Origin of the sequence: Tardiphaga sp. 215_C5_N2_1, assembly GCF_052076055.1 — a bacterium.
Taxonomy (GTDB): Bacteria; Pseudomonadota; Alphaproteobacteria; order Rhizobiales; family Xanthobacteraceae; genus Tardiphaga; species Tardiphaga robiniae.
Map to the genome: position 1 here is coordinate 3,719,917 of NZ_CP197240.1, position 17,584 is coordinate 3,737,500.

General features: G+C 61.1%; 19 protein-coding genes, 1 tRNA gene and 1 pseudogene (1 of these 21 cut by a window edge). 6 read left to right on the forward strand and 15 right to left on the reverse strand.

What is annotated here, in order from left to right; all coding sequences use genetic code 11:
- Window positions 1-282 precede the first annotated feature (282 nt).
- The 8 genes and pseudogenes from AB7828_RS17710 to AB7828_RS17745 all read right to left on the reverse strand — a co-directional run.
- Window positions 283-443, reverse strand: a pseudogene (locus AB7828_RS17710) (IS30 family transposase); the annotation flags it as partial.
- 42 nt (window positions 444-485) lie between these two features.
- A complete protein-coding gene (gene cbbX, locus AB7828_RS17715; RefSeq protein ID WP_441232262.1) occupies window positions 486-1,400 on the reverse strand; it encodes a CbbX protein in 915 nt (304 codons plus the stop codon).
- 5 nt (window positions 1,401-1,405) lie between these two features.
- Window positions 1,406-1,831: a ribulose bisphosphate carboxylase small subunit gene (locus tag AB7828_RS17720; protein WP_115033522.1), complete on the reverse strand. Its 426-nt coding sequence runs from the start codon at window positions 1,829-1,831 to the stop codon at window positions 1,406-1,408.
- A gap of 11 nt (window positions 1,832-1,842) precedes the next feature.
- Window positions 1,843-3,306, reverse strand: a complete 1,464-nt coding sequence (locus AB7828_RS17725) for a form I ribulose bisphosphate carboxylase large subunit (protein ID WP_089266271.1) — start codon at window positions 3,304-3,306, stop codon at window positions 1,843-1,845.
- Between the two features lie 49 nt (window positions 3,307-3,355).
- A complete protein-coding gene (gene fba, locus AB7828_RS17730; protein ID WP_184511863.1) occupies window positions 3,356-4,441 on the reverse strand; it encodes a class II fructose-bisphosphate aldolase in 1,086 nt (361 codons plus the stop codon).
- Between the two features lie 34 nt (window positions 4,442-4,475).
- Complete coding sequence (gene tkt, locus AB7828_RS17735) at window positions 4,476-6,512, reverse strand: transketolase (RefSeq protein WP_441230763.1); 2,037 nt, start codon at window positions 6,510-6,512, stop codon at window positions 4,476-4,478.
- Window positions 6,509-7,384, reverse strand: a complete 876-nt coding sequence (locus AB7828_RS17740; RefSeq protein WP_441230764.1) for a phosphoribulokinase — start codon at window positions 7,382-7,384, stop codon at window positions 6,509-6,511. The genes tkt and AB7828_RS17740 overlap by 4 nt, the downstream gene beginning before the upstream one ends.
- A gap of 18 nt (window positions 7,385-7,402) precedes the next feature.
- Entirely contained in the window at window positions 7,403-8,440 is a 1,038-nt protein-coding gene (locus AB7828_RS17745; protein WP_441230765.1) for a class 1 fructose-bisphosphatase, read from the reverse strand.
- A gap of 428 nt (window positions 8,441-8,868) precedes the next feature.
- Here AB7828_RS17745 and AB7828_RS17750 point away from each other — a divergent pair, with 428 nt between their 5' ends.
- Window positions 8,869-9,201 (forward strand): hypothetical protein, encoded by a 333-nt coding sequence (locus tag AB7828_RS17750; RefSeq protein ID WP_441230766.1) that lies wholly within the window; start codon window positions 8,869-8,871, stop codon window positions 9,199-9,201.
- A gap of 273 nt (window positions 9,202-9,474) precedes the next feature.
- Here AB7828_RS17750 and AB7828_RS17755 read toward each other — a convergent pair.
- Window positions 9,475-9,551: transfer RNA gene (locus tag AB7828_RS17755), tRNA-Met, on the reverse strand.
- 285 nt (window positions 9,552-9,836) lie between these two features.
- A complete protein-coding gene (locus AB7828_RS17760) occupies window positions 9,837-10,598 on the reverse strand; it encodes an SDR family NAD(P)-dependent oxidoreductase (RefSeq protein WP_441230767.1) in 762 nt (253 codons plus the stop codon).
- 111 nt (window positions 10,599-10,709) lie between these two features.
- Here AB7828_RS17760 and AB7828_RS17765 point away from each other — a divergent pair, with 111 nt between their 5' ends.
- Window positions 10,710-11,225 carry a CvpA family protein gene (locus AB7828_RS17765; protein ID WP_441230768.1) on the forward strand — a complete coding sequence of 172 codons (516 nt, stop codon included), beginning with the start codon at window positions 10,710-10,712 and terminating at the stop codon, window positions 11,223-11,225.
- A gap of 85 nt (window positions 11,226-11,310) precedes the next feature.
- Window positions 11,311-12,093: an SDR family oxidoreductase gene (locus AB7828_RS17770; RefSeq protein WP_441230769.1), complete on the forward strand. Its 783-nt coding sequence runs from the start codon at window positions 11,311-11,313 to the stop codon at window positions 12,091-12,093.
- 72 nt (window positions 12,094-12,165) lie between these two features.
- Here the strand turns inward: AB7828_RS17770 and AB7828_RS17775 are convergent, their stop codons facing one another.
- Complete coding sequence (locus AB7828_RS17775; protein WP_175367645.1) at window positions 12,166-12,579, reverse strand: DUF3775 domain-containing protein; 414 nt, start codon at window positions 12,577-12,579, stop codon at window positions 12,166-12,168.
- Between the two features lie 127 nt (window positions 12,580-12,706).
- On the opposite strand from AB7828_RS17775, the gene AB7828_RS17780 reads away from it, so the two are divergent.
- From AB7828_RS17780 to AB7828_RS17790, 3 genes are all read left to right on the forward strand, one after another.
- Complete coding sequence (locus tag AB7828_RS17780; protein ID WP_175367644.1) at window positions 12,707-13,558, forward strand: MBL fold metallo-hydrolase; 852 nt, start codon at window positions 12,707-12,709, stop codon at window positions 13,556-13,558.
- A gap of 89 nt (window positions 13,559-13,647) precedes the next feature.
- Window positions 13,648-14,490 carry a fumarylacetoacetate hydrolase family protein gene (locus tag AB7828_RS17785; RefSeq protein WP_441230770.1) on the forward strand — a complete coding sequence of 281 codons (843 nt, stop codon included), beginning with the start codon at window positions 13,648-13,650 and terminating at the stop codon, window positions 14,488-14,490.
- A 129-nt stretch (window positions 14,491-14,619) separates the two neighbouring features.
- The gene (locus AB7828_RS17790; RefSeq protein ID WP_441230771.1) at window positions 14,620-15,237 is read left to right on the forward strand and encodes a glutathione S-transferase family protein; all 618 of its coding nucleotides are present in this window, start codon (window positions 14,620-14,622) and stop codon (window positions 15,235-15,237) included.
- A 79-nt stretch (window positions 15,238-15,316) separates the two neighbouring features.
- On the opposite strand, the gene AB7828_RS17795 is transcribed toward AB7828_RS17790, so the two are convergent.
- The 4 genes from AB7828_RS17795 to AB7828_RS17810 all read right to left on the reverse strand — a co-directional run.
- On the reverse strand, window positions 15,317-15,859 hold the full coding sequence (locus AB7828_RS17795; RefSeq protein ID WP_093757381.1) for a methylated-DNA--[protein]-cysteine S-methyltransferase: 543 nt from the start codon (window positions 15,857-15,859) through the stop codon (window positions 15,317-15,319).
- A gap of 105 nt (window positions 15,860-15,964) precedes the next feature.
- A complete protein-coding gene (locus AB7828_RS17800; protein ID WP_068729147.1) occupies window positions 15,965-16,168 on the reverse strand; it encodes a hypothetical protein in 204 nt (67 codons plus the stop codon).
- A gap of 177 nt (window positions 16,169-16,345) precedes the next feature.
- Window positions 16,346-16,954 carry a hypothetical protein gene (locus AB7828_RS17805; RefSeq protein ID WP_441230772.1) on the reverse strand — a complete coding sequence of 203 codons (609 nt, stop codon included), beginning with the start codon at window positions 16,952-16,954 and terminating at the stop codon, window positions 16,346-16,348.
- A gap of 222 nt (window positions 16,955-17,176) precedes the next feature.
- Window positions 17,177-17,584 carry the 3' portion of a hypothetical protein gene (locus AB7828_RS17810; protein ID WP_441230773.1) on the reverse strand. Its footprint extends 132 nt past the window's final position, so only the last 408 of its 540 coding nucleotides appear in the window; its start codon lies off the right edge, out of view; its stop codon occupies window positions 17,177-17,179.

A 17,584-nucleotide genomic window follows, 5' to 3' on the forward strand; every position in this document is an offset into this window, starting at 1 on the left:
CAGGAGAATAGTTGATGCGGTCACAACGTTATCTGTCATTATTGTGAGGATCGTGCCAGTCGCAGTATTGAATGCGAGCATACCTCTAGAGTAATCACCAACTGCTGCATCGACGCATTGTGGGGCGCGAAATCCCCTCCCGATCTGGTCTCGCGAAACGAGATGCTCGTTGCCACCACCGTGTCGCTCAGAATGTCGCCGGCTCTCCCTTAGGTCGATCTTGCCTTCCTCGAAAATCGCTGCAACACATTCTGCAAACTTCTCAGCTGGGGTTTGATAGAGCTATGTCTCTTTCACGGCGTTTCATTGAGCTGCCATGCTATTGCGCTGAGCCTGGTCTGGCTATGCAGGGACAGATCAGTGCCACGCGGAAGACATTGGCGCAGAAATCTGTTGGTGTTTTCGTTTGAGCCGTGCTGCTAGGAAGACCGAGGGTCACAAAAGATAGACCTCGACCAATTCGCAGCATGTTCGGTCGGGTACCATTACCCACCAGAACCGTTCGAGAACACTCGGCTCGCGAGCACATCCGAAGCCTCCAGTGACATGATGTCATCGACGCTCAGCACGCGGTCGAGATCGGCGACAAGCCGATTGGCCTGGCGCAGTCGCATGCGGTCGAGCGCGTTGCGGATCGAACGGGCGTTGGAGAACAGCGACTGGGTCTTGCGCAGCGCGATGTAGCGGACGAACGCTGCGCGCGCATCGGCGCTAAATTTGTAGTTCATATCCCCGAGCATCAATTCGGAAATGGCGAGCAATTCGTCGTCGGCATAGTCGGGGAAATCGATGTGGTGGGCGATGCGCGAGCGGAAACCGGGATTGCTGCCGAAGAACTTGTCCATGCGGTCGCCATAGCCGGCGAGGATCACCACCAGATCCTCGCGCTGCGATTCCATCACCTGCAGCAGGATCTCGATCGCTTCCTGGCCGTAATCGCGCTCATTATCAGGCCGATGCAAGTAATAGGCCTCGTCAATGAACAACACGCCGCCCATCGCCTTCTTCAGGATCTCCTTCGTCTTCGGCGCGGTATGGCCGATATATTGCCCAACCAGTTCGTCGCGCGTCACCGACACTACCTGCCCTCGCCGCACGAAACCCAGTTTATGCAGGATGCTGGCGATGCGCAGCGCCACCGTAGTCTTGCCGGTGCCAGGATTGCCGGTGAACGACATGTGCAGCGTCGGGTTGCCCGACGCCAAGTCCATGCGCTTGCGGATGCGTTCAATCAGCAGCAGCGAAGCAATCTCGCGAATCCGCGTTTTCACCGGCTTCAGCCCGATCAATTCACGATCGAGCTGATCGAGCACCTCGCCGATGCCGACCTCGTCGAACTCACGGCGCAGATCGACCTGCGTCGTGGGCGACACGTCGCCGGCGCTATCAACCACCGTCAGCGTGTTCACGACCCACCGTAGCGTTGGCCTTCGGGTCGATCGACGGCATAGGATTTGGTCGTATAGCGGATGTTGCGGCCTTCCATTTCATGCCGCTCGAGCCGGAAGCCTGGCTCTTCCTTCGGACGGTTGACGATGAAGGAGAGCCGCACCGATTCCCAGCCATGGCTCGAGTCGAACGCCGACAGCCGGATGTAGCGATCGCCATACACCTTGCGGCATTCGGTCAGTTCCATCAGCACGCCAGCGGCGTCGCGCAGATCGAACATCGGCAGGCCCCACATTTCCCAGAAATTGTTGCGGGGATGCGGATCGTCGGTGAATTCGATGTTCACGGCCCAGCCATTGGCGAGGCAATACTGCACCTGTTTTGAAATCTGTTCATCAGTGAGATCGGGCAGGAACGAGAAGCAGCCCTGGGTAATGCGCATGATCGTACTCCTTACAGCGAGACGCTGGCGGTGGGGGCGTAGTCGGGCATGTCAGTGGATTCATAATTGAAGGTGACGTTCTTCCATGTCTCGAGCGCCGCCTTCAGCGGTGTGCAGGTCATCGCCGCCTTGGCAAGAATCTCCTCGCCTTCATGCAGGTAGTCGCGGCCTTCGTTGCGAGCGAGGATCATCGCTTCCAACGCGACGCGGTTGGCGGTGGCGCCGGCCTGGATACCCATCGGATGGCCGATGGTGCCGCCACCGAATTGCAGGATGACGTCTTCGCCGAGGTGATCGAGCAACTGATGCATCTGGCCGGCATGGATTCCGCCCGATGCGACCGGCATCATCTTGTTGAGGCTGGCCCAGTTCTGCTCGAAGAACACGCCGTGTTCGAGCCGCATCGGATTGTAGTCTTCGCGGCAGATGTCGTAATAGCCGCGCGTCGTAGCCGGATCGCCTTCGAGCTTGCCGACGACCGTCCCGGCATGGATGTGATCGACGCCGGCGAGCCGCATCCATTTGGCGATGACGCGGAACGAGACGCCGTGATTGCGCTGCCGCGTATAGGTCGAGTGTCCCGCGCGGTGCAGATGCAGGATCATGTCGTTCTTGCGCGCCCATTTCGCCATCGACTGGATCGCAGTGTAGCCGATGACGAGGTCGATCATGATGATGACGGAACCGAGCTGCTTGGCGAATTCGGCGCGTTCGTACATGTCCTCCATGGTACCGGCGGTGACGTTGAGATATGTGCCCTTGATCTCGCCGGACGCCGCCTGCGCCTTGTTGACCGCCTCCATGCAATAGAGAAAACGTTCGCGCCAATGCATGAAGGGCTGCGAGTTGATGTTCTCGTCGTCCTTGGTGAAGTCGAGCCCGCCCTTCAGCGCCTCATAGACGACGCGGCCGTAGTTACGACCGGACAGACCCAACTTCGGCTTCACAGTCGCGCCAAGCAGTGGGCGGCCGAACTTATCCATACGCTCTCGCTCGACCACGATGCCGGTGGCCGGGCCCTGGAACGTCTTCACGTAGGCGACCGGAAGCCGCATGTCTTCCAACCGCAGAGCCTTCAGCGGCTTGAAGCCGAACACGTTGCCAATGATCGAGGCCGATAGGTTGGCGATCGAGCCGTTCTCGAACAGGTCGAGATCGTAGGCGATATAGGCAAAGTACTGGCCGGGCGAATTCGGCACCGGATCGACCCGAAAACACTTGGCGCGGTATTTTTCCGCAGCCGTGAGGCGGTCGGTCCACACCACGGTCCAGGTCGCGGTCGAGGATTCGCCGGCCACTGCTGCCGAAGCCTCGATCGGATCGACGCCGTCCTGCGGCGTCACCCGGAACAATGCGATGATGTCGGTGTCCTTGGGTACATAATCGGGCTCCCAATAGCCCATCTTCTTGTATTCCATGACGCCGGACTTGTAGCGATCCTTGCCGCGGATCGTGATCGAAGCATGTTCATTCATGTTGGCCTCCTCGTTTGGATCCGGCGTCACCGGATGGAATAAGGTCTGTTCACTCGGCAGCTTGCGCGATGTTGCCGATCTTCGGGTCGAGCGCGCCACTGCGATAACGCTTCGCCATTTCGGCCAGCGGAATCACCTTGATCTGTGCGGCGTGACCCGCGGTGCCGAATTGTTCGAAGCGTTCGCGGCAGAGGTCGCGCATCGCGTCCATCGCCGGTTTCAGGAATTTTCGCGGATCGAATTCGCCTCTGGTTTGCGCGGCAACCTTCCGGAAGGCAGAGGTCATTGCGAGGCGGCAGTCGGTGTCGATATTGACCTTGCGGACGCCGTGTTTGATGCCGCGCACAATTTCCTCGACCGGCACGCCCCAAGTCTGCGGCATCTCGCCGCCAAATTGATTGAAGATATCCTGCAGAGGCTGCGGCACTGATGACGATCCGTGCATCACCAGATGCGTATTCGGCAGCCGGCGGTGAATTTCTTCGACGACCGTCATGGCGAGAATGTCGCCGTCCGGCTTGCGCGAGAACTTGTAGGCGCCGTGCGAAGTCCCCATCGCGATCGCCAGCGCGTCAACCTTGGTGGCACGGACGAAATCGACCGCTTGATCCGGATCGGTGAGCAACTGGTCGTGGCTGACCTTGCCCTCGACACCGTGGCCGTCCTCCTGCTCGCCACCGCCATGCTCCAATGAACCGAGTACGCCGAGTTCGCCTTCGACAGAGGCGCCGATCCAGTGCGCGATATCGACCACGCGACGCGTGATGTCGACATTATAATCGTAGTCAGCAGCAGTCTTGGCGTCGGCCTTCAGCGAGCCGTCCATCATGACCGAGGTAAAGCCGTGCTGTAGCGCGGTGGCGCAGGTGGACTCTTCGTTGCCGTGGTCCTGGTGCAGGCACAGCGGGATCTGCGGATGCATCTCTTCCAGCGCATCGATCATCCTCGCCAGCATGAAGTCGTTGGCGTAGGAGCGCGCGCCGCGCGAGGCCTGGATGATGACCGGCGCATCGACCTCGGCGGCGGCCTCCATGATCGCTAGGCCCTGCTCCATGTTGTTGATGTTGAAGGCCGGCACGCCGTAGCCATGTTCGGCGGCGTGATCGAGCAGTTGCCTCAGTGTAATGCGTGCCATAGGTCCTCCATTCCGTTGTCTTGTCCCGAACAACTCATTCGGCGGCAGCGATGCGCGAGCGGGCAATGCAGCGCATCGCCGCCGTTGCGACCGCCGCGGCGGTGATACCGAATTCGCGATACAGATCATCCGCAGGCGCCGAGGCGCCGAATCCGGTCATGCCGACGAACTCACCGCCATCGCCAAGCCAGCGCGCCCAATCGCCTTCGATCGCGGCCTCGACACCGACGCGCGGAGCACTGCCGAGAATTGCCGCCCGATAGTCGCCGGGCTGTTGCCGGAACAGATCGAAACACGGCGCCGACACCACCGCGGCGCGGATGCCGTCATCGGCAAGCAGCTTTGCCGCAACAATCGCAATCGACACTTCGGAGCCGGTCGCGATCAGGGTGACGTCGCGGCCACCTTCCGGCTCGATGACGGCATAGGCACCGCGCGCGACCCGGTTAGTGGAATCGATGCCATCGCGGAACACAGGCAGCGCCTGACGCGACAGGCAGAGCACCGACGGCGCATGGGGCGTCCGCAACGCGCAATCCCAGGCCTCGGCGGTCTCGACGGCGTCGCCGGGACGGAACACCAGCAGATTTGGAATCGCGCGCAGGGAAGCCAGGTGCTCGACCGGCTGATGGGTCGGGCCGTCCTCGCCAAGCCCGATCGAGTCATGCGTCATCACGTGAATGACGCGGATGCCCATCAACGCGGCCAGTCGGATCGCGGGGCGGCTGTAATCGGCAAAGCACAGGAAGGTGCCGCCATAGGGAATGAGGCCCCCATGCAAAGCAACGCCGTTCATCGCTGCCGCCATGGCGTGCTCGCGCACGCCGTAATGAACGTAGCTGCCGTCGAAGGCATCGTGCTGGATCGGCGCCTGCATCCTGGCGCGCGTGAGGTTCGAATGGGTGAGGTCAGCCGATCCGCCGAGCAGATTCGGCAGGACATCGGCAATGACATCGATGACGAGTTGCGAGGCCTGCCGGGTGGCGATCTTCGGCCGCTCCTGCAAGAAGTGGGCGCTAATCTTGGCCAGCGCATTGTCGTATCCGCCGGAAAGCTGGCCCTTCAGCGCGGCCTGGAAGTAGTCCCGCACAGCGCCGTCCAGACGCGCAACGCGCCCCGCCCATTCCGCATGCGCCGTCTGTCCGCGCGCGCCGACCGCGCGCCACTGTCCCGCCACCGCATCGGGAACGTGGAACGGTGCGTGTGGCCAGTGCAGCGCGTCGCGCGTCTTCGCGATCTCGTCCGCACCCAGCGGCGCGCCATGCGCCTTCTCACTACCTTGCCGATTTGGCGCGCCGAAGCCAATCACCGTGCGGCACGCGATCAGCGATGGGCGGTCGTTGTCGCGCGCCCGTGCAATGGCCGCGGCCACGGCCTCGGGATCATGGCCGTTGACGCGGCTGGCCGACCATCCCGATGCAGCGAAGCGCGCAAGCTGATCGTCCGAACACGACAGCGAGGTCGCGCCGTCGATCGATATCTGGTTATCGTCGAACAGCACGATCAGACGATTGAGCCGCAGATGTCCCGCCAGCGAGATCGCCTCGTGGCTGAGCCCCTCCATCAAGCAGCCGTCGCCGGCGATCACGTAAGTGTAGTGATCGACGAGACCGTCGCCGAAACGAGCATTCATCAGGCGTTCGGCCAAGGCCATGCCGACCGCTGTGGCGATACCCTGGCCGAGCGGGCCGGTGGTTGTCTCGACGCCCGCGGTGTGGCCGTATTCGGGATGGCCGGGTGTCTTCGAGCCCCATTGCCGGAACGACTGCAACTGATCGAGCGTCACCTCCGCCGATCCGGTCAGATGCAGCAGCGCGTAGAGCAACATCGAGCCGTGGCCGGCGGACAAGATGAAGCGGTCGCGGTCTGGCCAGGCCGGATCGGCGGCATCGAATTTGAGGAAGCGTGAGAACAGCACTGTCGCCGCGTCGGCCATACCCATCGGCATGCCGGGATGGCCCGACTTCGCCTTTTCCACCGCGTCGATCGCGAGAAAGCGAATCGCATTCGCCATATCCGCGTGCGGAACGGTCGCTTGATCCATCTGGGGAGCGGGACTCTGAATATTCATACCGTGCGCCTTTTGCGTTCCATCAATTGCAGGATCAGCGGGGTGAGGATGAGCTGCATCGCCAGATCCAGTTTCGAGCCGTGAATCACGATCGAGTTGGCGCGCGACATGAAGCTGTTGGGGATCATCGACAGCAGATAGGGGAAATCGATGCCGCGCGGATTCTTCAACCGGATCACCACCATCGATTCATCCGGCGTCGGGATCCACCGCGCGATGAAGGGGTTCGAGGTATCGACCGTCGGCACACGCTGGAAGTTGATGTCGGTCTCGGCAAATTGCGGGCAGATGTAGTTCACATAGTCCGGCATCCGCCGCAGGATGGTGTCGGTGACGGCTTCCTGCGTGTAACCGCGATCCTTGCGGTCGCGATGCAGCTTCTGGATCCACTCCAGATTGATGACGGGAACGACGCCGACCTTGAGGTCAGCATGCTGGGCGATATTGACCTTGTCGGTCACCACAGCGCCATGCAGACCTTCGTAAAATAGCAGGTCGGACTTTTCCGGCAGCGGGCCCCATTCGGTAAAGGTCCCCGGTGCCACCCCGTATAATTTGGCTTCGTCCTCGTCGTGCACGTAATGACGGGCGGTGCCGGTGCCGGATTCGCCGTAGTCGCGGAAGACTTTCTCCAGCTCCTCGAACAGGTTGGTTTCCGGGCTGAAGTGGCTGAAATGCTTGTTGCCCTTCTCGCCTTCCTCCAGCATCTTCGTGCGCATCTCGACGCGGTTGTAGCGATGAAACGCATCGCCCTCGATATAGGCGGCGGCGACTTTCTCGCGACGGAAAATGTTCTCGAACGTCTTTTTCACCGAGGTGGTGCCAGCGCCCGACGAACCAGTGATCGATATAATGGGATAGCTGCGCGACATTTTTGCTCTATCTCCGGCTCAGCGAAACAGGCCGCGCCGCGCAAACAGCGGCGCGTCGCTATTGTCGAACATCGGTTCGATCCCTTCGTGAATGGCGGCGACGTCGCGAACGCCGCGCATCGAGCCCATGATCAGCGGCACGCGCTGGTGCGGTGTTCGCGCCGAGACTTCGAGGATGCGGCGACGGCCGGTGGTTGCGGAGCCTCCGGCCCACTCCATGACCAACGCCATCGGGTGTGCTTCGTATAAAAGGCGTAGGCGCCCTTCGCGGTATCCGGGGCGCGCGTCGGCCGGATAAAGGAACACGCCGCCGCGGACGAGAATGCGGAGTGACTCGGCGACCAGCGAGCCGATCCAGCGCATGTTGAAATCGGCACCGCCGTCGCCGCCAATGCCGGCCAGGCATTCGTCGATATAGGTCCGCACCGGACCGTGCCAGTGCCGCCGGTTCGACGCGTTGATGGCGAATTCCGGCGTATTGGGCGCAATCCTGACGCCTTGTGCGACGAGCAGGAATTCACGCGCGCGGCGGTCCAGGATGAAGATGTCGACACGCCCGTTGTGCGCCAGCACCAGCGTGGTCTGGGGACCGTAGACCACGAAGCCCGCGGCGCATTGGGCTGTGCCGGGCTCGAAGAAGGTGGAAACCGCATCGTTGCCGCGCGGGCGGATCGAGAAGATGGTGCCGACCGAAATGTTGTTCTCAAGATTGGCAGAGCCATCCAGCGGATCGATCGCGACACAGAGCGGCGCAGCGACATCGAGGATTTCGGGCAATTCTGCCTCTTCCGACAGAATCGCGGCGACGGGGGTCACGAGCAGCGCGCGGCGCATCATCCTGTCCGCGACAAGATCGATGTCCTTCTGCGCGTCGCCGTCGGAATTCACGCCGCTGAGACGACCGGTAATGCCGGCCAGCGGGCCGTCGGCGATGACGTCGGCGAGGTCGATGGATGCGGCGGCGATTCCCTCGATCACGGCGGCAATCGCAAGCCGGTTCGGCGTCTTTGCCCCCGCACAATCGAGATGCGAACGCAATGTCACGCGTTCATCCATGGCCGTTCCCTCGTCGCTGCCCTCTGCGGGGCCATTTCAAAGCGTCGTGCCGTTCGGCCGTCCGCGCACCAACAACATCCCAGTTTGCAAAATTAGTAAAATATTCTTATCTTTGGCCGGGACAAAGTTTTCCTTATAGAGGTGTTGACGATGGTGGGCCGGTTTCTGCGGGAATTGACCCTTCGCCAGTTGCGCGCTGACCGCCGTTCACCGCGATCGCTCGGTCACGGCTGCGGCTCAAAACTGCATCTGACGCAGCCCGCCGCGGTCACGCCGCAAATGCGCAATCTGCCGGCATTGGAAGGCCTGCCGCTGATTTCAGCGCCGCAGCGACGGCATACTGACCGACGCCGGGCGCGAGGTGCTAGTCGCTCTCCGAGCGTATCCAGGCCGCGATCGCGGACTGCAAAACCTCACTGGAAATGATGATGGGCAAGATCGCCGGCCGGATCTCGATCGGCGCTGTCAACACCTCGAAATATTCTGCACCATTCACGATCTCCGAATTTTCGAAGCTCTACCCGAACGTCGGCGTCAAGCTGTCAACCAGCAACCAGCAACCAGCAACCAGCAACCAGCAGGAAATCGGCAACGCACTCAGCGGCGACAATCTCGACTTTCCGATTATGGGCCGCCCGCCCGACATCGACATGGAGGAGCTCGACCGCTGGGATCACAGAAATCTAGCTGCTTGCCGACCTTCACGATCGCTACCGTTGGAGGAAGACGAAGCCATAGGACCATATTCAAGCCGCATATGATAATCAGCAGAGGGTGGCCTCCCCCGCTGTTCGACGCCAGGGATGATCGGATTGCGCGTCAACGATCCGTAAGGCCAAGCATTTCTCGAGCCCGCCTCCCTGACACGCAGGACTACGCCATCATCGCCGTTCGCGTAGCGTTTTTGCATTCCGCAATTGGTTGCGGGGTGACCTGAGCCTACAGGCTAATGATTGATGTTACTGGTGCCAATTCCAGCATCAAAAAACAAAGCCCAGCAATCCATTGAGATTGCTGGGCTTTGTTTTTTGGTTTGGTTGCGGGGATAGGATTTGAACCTATGACCTTCAGGTTATGAGCCTGACGAGCTACCGGGCTGCTCCACCCCGCGCCAAACCTTTCGGAAAACCAGAGACGAAACGAAGTCGGCCAACGCCAAGGCGTCGATCGATCCCAGTCCGGAGGCTTCCTGAGAAGGCAACCGGGGCAAAGCCCTCGGTGCGAGGGGTATGTACCAATGCCAGCCTGCTTTGGAAAGGGGCTGCGGCGATCTTTTTGCGCTTTTATGACGGTCCGGAAACGCGCCAATCTGCCTTGTTTCGGCACAGTCCGACCCAGTGACGGACCGCACAGAGCCAAACAGCCTTCAAAGACCCGCTGGACGCCCTCTGGCGGCCTAGTTCAGCAGAAAGCCACCATCCACAGTCACGGTGCTGCCGGTCATGTAGCGCGAGGCCTGCGAGGCCAGCAACAGAATGGCACCGTCGAGGTCGCTCTCATGACCGACCCGGCGCTGCGCGATGCGCTTGATCAGCTTCTCGCCCACGGGCGTGTCCCAGGCGGCGTGGTTGATGTCGGTATCGATGTAGCCTGGCGCCAGCGCATTGACGCGAATGCGGTGAGCGGCGAGTTCCAGTGCCAGTGCCCTGGTCGCCTGCACGATGCCGGCTTTCGAGATTGCATAAGGCGACACCGCCTTGGTCAGCCCGAATCCGAGGACCGAAGCGATATTGACGATATTGCCCTCCACTTTATGCGCGATCATGCGGCGCGCGGCTTCGGTCGCCGCGAAATAGGCGCCCTTGAGATTGGCCCCGATGACCGCGTCCCAATCCGCCTCAGTCTGATCGATGGCCATCTTCTCCACCGCGATGCCGGCATTGTTGATCAGCACGCTGACCGGCCCGAGCGCAGCTTCAGCGGCATCGAACGCGCTTGCGATCGAGGCATTGTCGGTGACATCCATCGACACCGCGACAGCGCGGCCCCCCTTGTCCGTGATTTCCTTCTGCAGGCTCTCTAGCTTGCCCATCTGCCGCGCTGCGAGCACCACAGCTGCACCATGCGCGGACAGCACGCGCGCAAATTGCCGGCCGAGGCCCTGCGAGGCTCCGGTGATGAGGATGGTTTCTTTACTGACGTCGAATATCCCGGACATGGCATTTCCCTTTGATTTTGCCCTAGTGATACCCGGCCTTGCCGCGATCGCAAACCGCCGCGCTCCGCCGATTTCTTTGACGCGGAATTGCCGCATGGGGACGAAGCCGCGATGAACAGTTTCGATGTCGTCGTTTATGTCGGCCTGATCGTCGCCATGGTCATCGGCTTTCGCGCCGGATTGTTGCGCAGTGCGGTCACCATCCTGGGCTATCTGATCGCCATGCCGATGGCTGTCTGGATCACCGGGCTGATCGCTCCGCAACTGTCCGGCGCCGCCGCCGCTTCGACCACGCAAAATTCACTGCTGTTCTTCGCGATCTTTCTCGTGTCAGGCATCGTGCTCGGCTCGCTGCTGCGCATGGCGATCAACGACATGATCGGCCACGAGATCGGCATCGGCGACAGGCTCGGCGGCGCTTTGCTCGGCGCCATTCGCGTCGGCCTGATCGCGGTGACGCTGGTGCTGATCTTCGACCAGCTTGTGCCGGCCGACAGGCAGCCAGCCTATATGACCGGCTCACAGCTGCGGCCCCTGCTGTCGCTGGCCGGGCAGAAGGGCGTCAAATCGCTGCCGCCGGACGTGACTGCCACCATCGAGCAATGGAAACGCGCGCACCGGCTCTGACGTCGGTGCCCTTATCAGGCCGCTTGCGACGAGCTAGACTGGCCCCTCTTTTCTTCGCCAATTCGACAACTTCAGGAGTGATATCGTGGATCTTGGAATCAAAGGCCGCCGCGCGCTTGTCTGCGCATCCAGCAAGGGCCTCGGCCGTGGCTGCGCCGAAGCGCTGGCCGCAGAAGGCGTGCATGTCACGATGACTGCACGCGGCGGCGACGTGCTGGCGGCAGCCGCTGCCGATATCCGCAAGGCCTATCCGGGCGTCGAGGTCACCGAAGTCGTCGGTGACATCACCACGGTCGAAGGCCGCGAAGCTGCACTGAAGGCAGCCGGCCAGATCGACATCCTCATCAACAATGCCGGCGGCCCGCCGCCCGGCGATTTCCGCAACTGGACCCGCGACGACTGGATCAAGGCCATCGACGCCAACATGCTGACCCCGATCGAGCTGATCAAGGCGACGGTGGACGGCATGATGGAGCGCAAGTTCGGCCGCATCGTCAACATCACCTCGGCCGCCGTGAAGGCGCCGATCGATGTGCTCGGCCTGTCGAACGGCGCACGCAGCGGCCTGACCGGCTTCATCGCCGGCCTGTCGCGCAAGACCGTGCGTGCGAATGTCACCATCAACGGCCTGCTGCCCGGCCCGTTCAACACCGATCGCCTGAAGGGCGTTGCCGCCGGTCAGGTCAAGGCGACAGGTCTTTCGGTCGACGAGATCCTGACCAAGCGCGCGGCTGAAAATCCGTCGGGCCGCTTCGGTGAAGCCGATGAATTCGGTCAGGCATGTGCCTGGCTGTGCGGCGCTAAATCCGGCTTCATCACCGGCCAGAACATCGTGCTCGATGGCGGCGCTTTCCCCGGCACGATGTAAGCGGCGATATCTCAAGACGCGAAAAGGCGATCGGCTCGCATGCCGACCGCCTTTTGCTTTTGTGTTACGCGCTCAATGGACCGGCGTGGTGCGTTCGCTGGACCAATCGACGCCGAATTCTTCCAGGCCTTCGGCGAGGAGATCGCCGAGCAATGGCTCGCCGAGCAGATAGCGCGCTGTGCGCCCGTTGCGGCCCTCTGCGGCCTCGCGGCGCAAGTCACTCCATTCATCGATGGTGGCGTCGCCGCGTCCCAGCCGCATCAGGGCGACGAGGTCGATCTGCTCGTCCTCGGTGAGCGCGCTGATGAAGCCCGCGATTTCCCGCGCCACGGGATCTTCGCCATTGTCCTCCAACACATCGATCATGTCGTCGTCCGCACCATTGGAGCCGGAATCGGGATCCGAGGCGATATCCTTGGCATCGAACTGCCGGGCCTTCTCGATCAGGAAGCCCACTTTCTCGGATGAAATCGCTAGTTCTGGCATCGCATGCTCCTCCCTGCAGGGCTTGATGTTCCACCCAGACAACGCGCAGCCCCGCGAGATGATCCATTGCACGCAAAGGCGGAAACCCGCATCTTCCAGCCCGAAAAAACAATAGGGTGAACGCCTGATGCAATGGACGGTCGGCAAAGTCAGGATCACGCAGATCATCGAAGGCGAGACGATTGGCAGCACACGCTTCATTCTCCCGCAGGTCGGCCCCGATGAGGTCCATGCGCTGCCGTGGCTGATGCCGGAATTTGCAACTCCTGAAGGCCGGCTGAAAATGTCGATCCATGCGCTGGTGGTGGAAACGCCGACGCAAAGGATCATAGTCGATACGTGTCTCGGCAACGACAAGCAGGGCCGTTCGGTGCCGACCTGGAATAATCTGCACACGCCGTTCCTCGAAAACATGACGGCGGCGGGCTTCGCGCCGGACAGTATCGACACGGTGCTGTGCACGCATCTGCATGTCGATCACGTCGGCTGGAATACAAAACTGGTCGCTGGCCAATGGACGCCGACATTCCCTAATGCACGCTATGTGTTCGGGCAGCACGAATACAACTACTGGGCGGCGCATAGCGATACGGCGTCGCATCTCGCCGTGTTCAACGATTCCGTAAAGCCGATCGCCGATGCCGGGCTGATGGATCTCGTTGCCAGTGACGCACAGCTCTCGGACGAGATCTCGCTGATCCCGACGCCAGGCCACAGCCCCGGCCATATGAGCGTGCACATTAAATCCGCAGGCGAGGAAGCGCTGCTAACGGGCGACGCTGCACATCATCCGGTGCAGATGGCGCATCTGGACTGGTCGTCCACGGCGGATGCCGATCCCCTGCAATCCGCCGTATCGCGGCGCGCACTGTTCTCACGTTTCACAGATACGCCGACACTGGTGATCGGCGGTCACTTCGGCGCCGGCCACATCATGCGCGAGGGCGATGCTTTCAGATTTGCCGCGCTGCAGCACTGATTTTTGCGGCTCTGACCTTTCTGTCGCGCGGTTGAATTTCCCCGCGCCCTGTTCCACAACCTTTCAGGCAAGCCCCAAGGGAGACGACAATGAAGCTCGTAAGATACGGCGCGTTCGGCAGCGAAAAGCCGGGACTGATCGACAAGGACGGCAAGCTGCGTGACCTCTCCGGCCAGGTGAAGGATCTGGCTGACGATGCATTTGCGCCTGCCAATCTTGCCAAGCTCGCTGCGCTCGACCCGGCGTCGCTGCCTGCCGTAAGCGGCTCGCCGCGCATTGGCTCGCCCGTTGGCGGCAAGCCGAAATTCATCGCCATTGGCCTGAACTATGCCGACCACGCCGCCGAATCCGGCATGCCGATTCCGTCGGAGCCGATCGTCTTCATGAAGGCGCTGAACAGCCTGTGCGGCCCCAATGACGATGTGGAAAAGCCCCGCGGCTCGACCAAGCTCGACTGGGAAGTCGAACTCGCCATCGTCATCGGCACCAAAGCCAAATATGTGACCGAAGCCGATGCGCTGAAATATGTCGCCGGCTACAGCGTCTGCAACGACGTCTCGGAACGCTTCTTCCAGATCGAGCGCGGCGGCCAGTGGACCAAGGGCAAGTCGCATGACACGTTCGGCCCGCTCGGCCCGTGGCTGGTGACGCCAGACGAAGTCGGCGACGTGCACAAGCTCAGCATGTATCTCGACGTCAACGGCAAGCGCTGCCAGACGGGTTCGACTGCGACCATGATCTTCAATGTGCCGCAGATCGTCTCGTATCTGTCCGGCATGATGACGCTGATGCCCGGCGACATCATCACCACAGGCACGCCACCCGGCGTCGGCCTCGGCATGAAGCCGCCGAAATTCCTCGAGGTCGGCGACGTCATGACGCTCGGCATCGAGAAGCTCGGCGAGCAGAAACAGAAAGTGGTTGCGGCTTAAGGCGCATCACTCTCCTCGTCATTGCGAGGAGCGAAAGCGACGAAGCAATCCAGAAGGCCACAAAGCAAGGACTGGATTGCTTCGCTGCGCTCGCAATGACGACCAATAGAACTGAGTAAAGGACCAAAAATGAAGCTGACTTTTTCTCCGGGTTCGCCCTTTGCACGCAAGGTGCGCATCGCGGCGATCGAACTCGGACTGATCGACAAGATCGAACTGACGCCTGCCGCTGTCGCCCCCACCCAGAAAAACGAAGCCTATTCGCATGACATCAGCCCAGTCAGGAAATTGCCGGCGCTGATCCTCGATGACGGCAATGTCATCGTGGATTCATATGTCATCACCGAATATCTCGACGAGCTCGCCGGCGGCAACAAGCTGATCCCGGCCGCGGGTCCGGCGCGCTGGAAAGTGAAGAGCGAGCATTCGATGCTGCAGGGCATGACGGATGCGATGCTGCTGTGCCGCTACGAAGTCGGCGTGCGCCCGAAAGAGCTGTTGTGGCAGGCCTGGTATGACGATCAGTGGGATCGCGCATGGCAGGGGCTCACACGTTTCGAAAATCATCCGGACATTCTGACGCGTCCGATGGATGCGGCGCAGATCGCGCTCGTCTGCGTGCTCGGTTATGCCGACTTCCGCTTCCCGGATTGCGGATGGCGCAAGGCGTTTCCGAAACTCGACGCTTTCCACAACAAGATGTTGCAGCGGGAATCGGTGAAGATCTCCGTTCCGCCAAAGGGTTAGAACCGAAAAGCGACCTGACGCAATTTCACGTCAGCTTGCGAAAATCCTGCGTCAGGCCTGCGGCGATCTTGCGGCAGATCTAGTCGAACAGCGAGGGCGTGTGATTCACATACGCGCCCTCGATGGCGAGCATCTTGAGCTTGGTCTCGACGCCGCCATTGGCCGAAAATCCGCCCGGCTTACCGCCGGCAGCCAGCACCCGATGACACGGCACGATCACCGGACACGGATTTTGCCCCATCGCCTGCCCGACATTGCGTGACAGTTCGACACCGCCGAGCTTCTTGGCGATATCGCCATAAGTCAGCGTTGCGCCCGGCGGGATCTGGCGGGCAATCGCATAGACGTTGCGATTAAATTCGGGGACGTCGGTGAGATCGAGATCGATATCGAGAAGATCGACCGGCTTGCCGGTCATCAGTTCGACGATACCGTCGATGGCTGCCTGTACCGCAGGCGGCGGCGCGGCCTCGACGACCTCCGCATGGCGCTGCTTGATGCGCACACGGGTCTGTTTTTCGTCTGGCTGCGGCAATTGCACAGCAACGATGCCGCGATCGGCCCATGCGATGCCGCAGCGGCCGATGGCGGTGTCGAAGAGAGTGAACTGAACGTCGGTCATATGAGCCTCCATCGATCGCATCAGCATCCGATGTGGTGAGGTCCGGAGTTTGCGACGATCTTCAGCCATTCGCCACCCGATTCCGGAGCGGCAAACAGCTTTGTCTCAACTCTGCTCGCGCGACGGCATTGAGGCGGCCTTGTGGATAAAAGCCTGGCCGAGCATGTCGAGGATTTCCTTGGTGGCCACGAACATGAACACACCCGCCTCGGTGTCGAAGGAGATGCCGACCACGGTCGGATCGGGCTGGAAGTCCAACAGGCTGTAGCCCTTCAGCGGGAGGGCGGGAACTTCTTTCGGATTCGACATGTCGGTCTCCCGCGTCAATGAAAGGCTCGTGAAAGCCGGAACAACGAGGGCTTAGACAACAATTCGGAGCACGCCAAGGCGTTATTTCGTAGCGTTGGCCAGGCCTCCAACGACAATCGGGACCGCATAGCGGCCCCGATCTTCAGAAGTCCAAGCCGCGCGATGGAAATGGCGGACTTACTCGTCGTTCTGCATCGCTGCGGCCAGCTTGTCGTAATATTTGCCGACGAGGTCGATATTGCCCTTGTTCTCGACTGCTGGCGGCGGCGATTTGAGCGCGGCGTTGAGATCGGCGAGCGCGGCCTTCTTGTCCTTGGCCGGCATTTTCTTATCGGCCTGCACGGCCGCGATCTGCTGCTTGAAGACCACTTCGGGGCCGACATATTTCTTGGTCTGCGGATCGAAGCCGCCCAGCACCAGCATGATGTTTTCGACGACGTCGTTGTAGTCGCCGTAGTTCGCAAAGCCGTTTTTCTTGGCGACGTCATCGAGCTGCGCGACCACTTTGGGATCCGGCTTGTCAGGCTCCTGCTGCGGCAGCTTGGCGGTCACCGCATCAAGATCCTTCTGCGCAGCCAGCACCTGCTCGATCTGCTTGTCAGTCAGCGCAATCTGCTTTGGCGCCGGCGCATTTTGCGCGGGAGCTGCGGTGGGTGCCGGTGTGGGCGGCGTCTGTTTTGCGGCGGGCTGTTTCTGCGCCTGCGCATATGCAGCGCCAGCAACGGGAATCGTTGCAAAGCCTGCGATGGTCAGGGCGGCGATGACGGGGCGAAGGATGGAACGCATGAAGATCTCCTCGGCAAATTGGAGCGACCAGGGAAAGTCGATCGCGGAGCGAAACCGGTTCAACGAGCCCGGTGGGCAGAGGATGGAATGCTGCAGCTGAATCGTGGCTGAATGATCGCAGCGGCCGGTCGTCCCTTCCCCGGCTGCTCGGTTGCCGATCTTCCGCCCATTACCCGATTATGGTGCATGTACGACCAACAACGCAGGTCGCCATTCCGACGATCAGTCGTCCTTCAGCGCGACGGCGAGCTTGTCGTAATACTTGATCGCGAGATCGATATTGCCCTTGTTTTCGACAGCTGGCGGTGGCGACGCCATCTTGGCATTGAGATCGTCGATCGCCTCCTTCCTGTCTTCGGCTGAGAGGCTCTTGTCCGCCTGAACGGTGGCGATCTTCTGCTTGATCACGGCAACCGGCCCCACATAGGTCTTCGTCTTCGGATCGATGCCCGCCATTGCGAGACCGATATTGTCGAAAAGGATCGTATACTCGGCGTAATTTGCAAAACCATGCTTCTTGGCGACACCATCGATCTGGGCAAGGACCGCTGCGTTCGTTCCGGGAGTGGCGACAAAGCCGTCGAGATCTTTCTGCGCTGCGAGCAACGCCACCACCTGCTTTTCACTGAG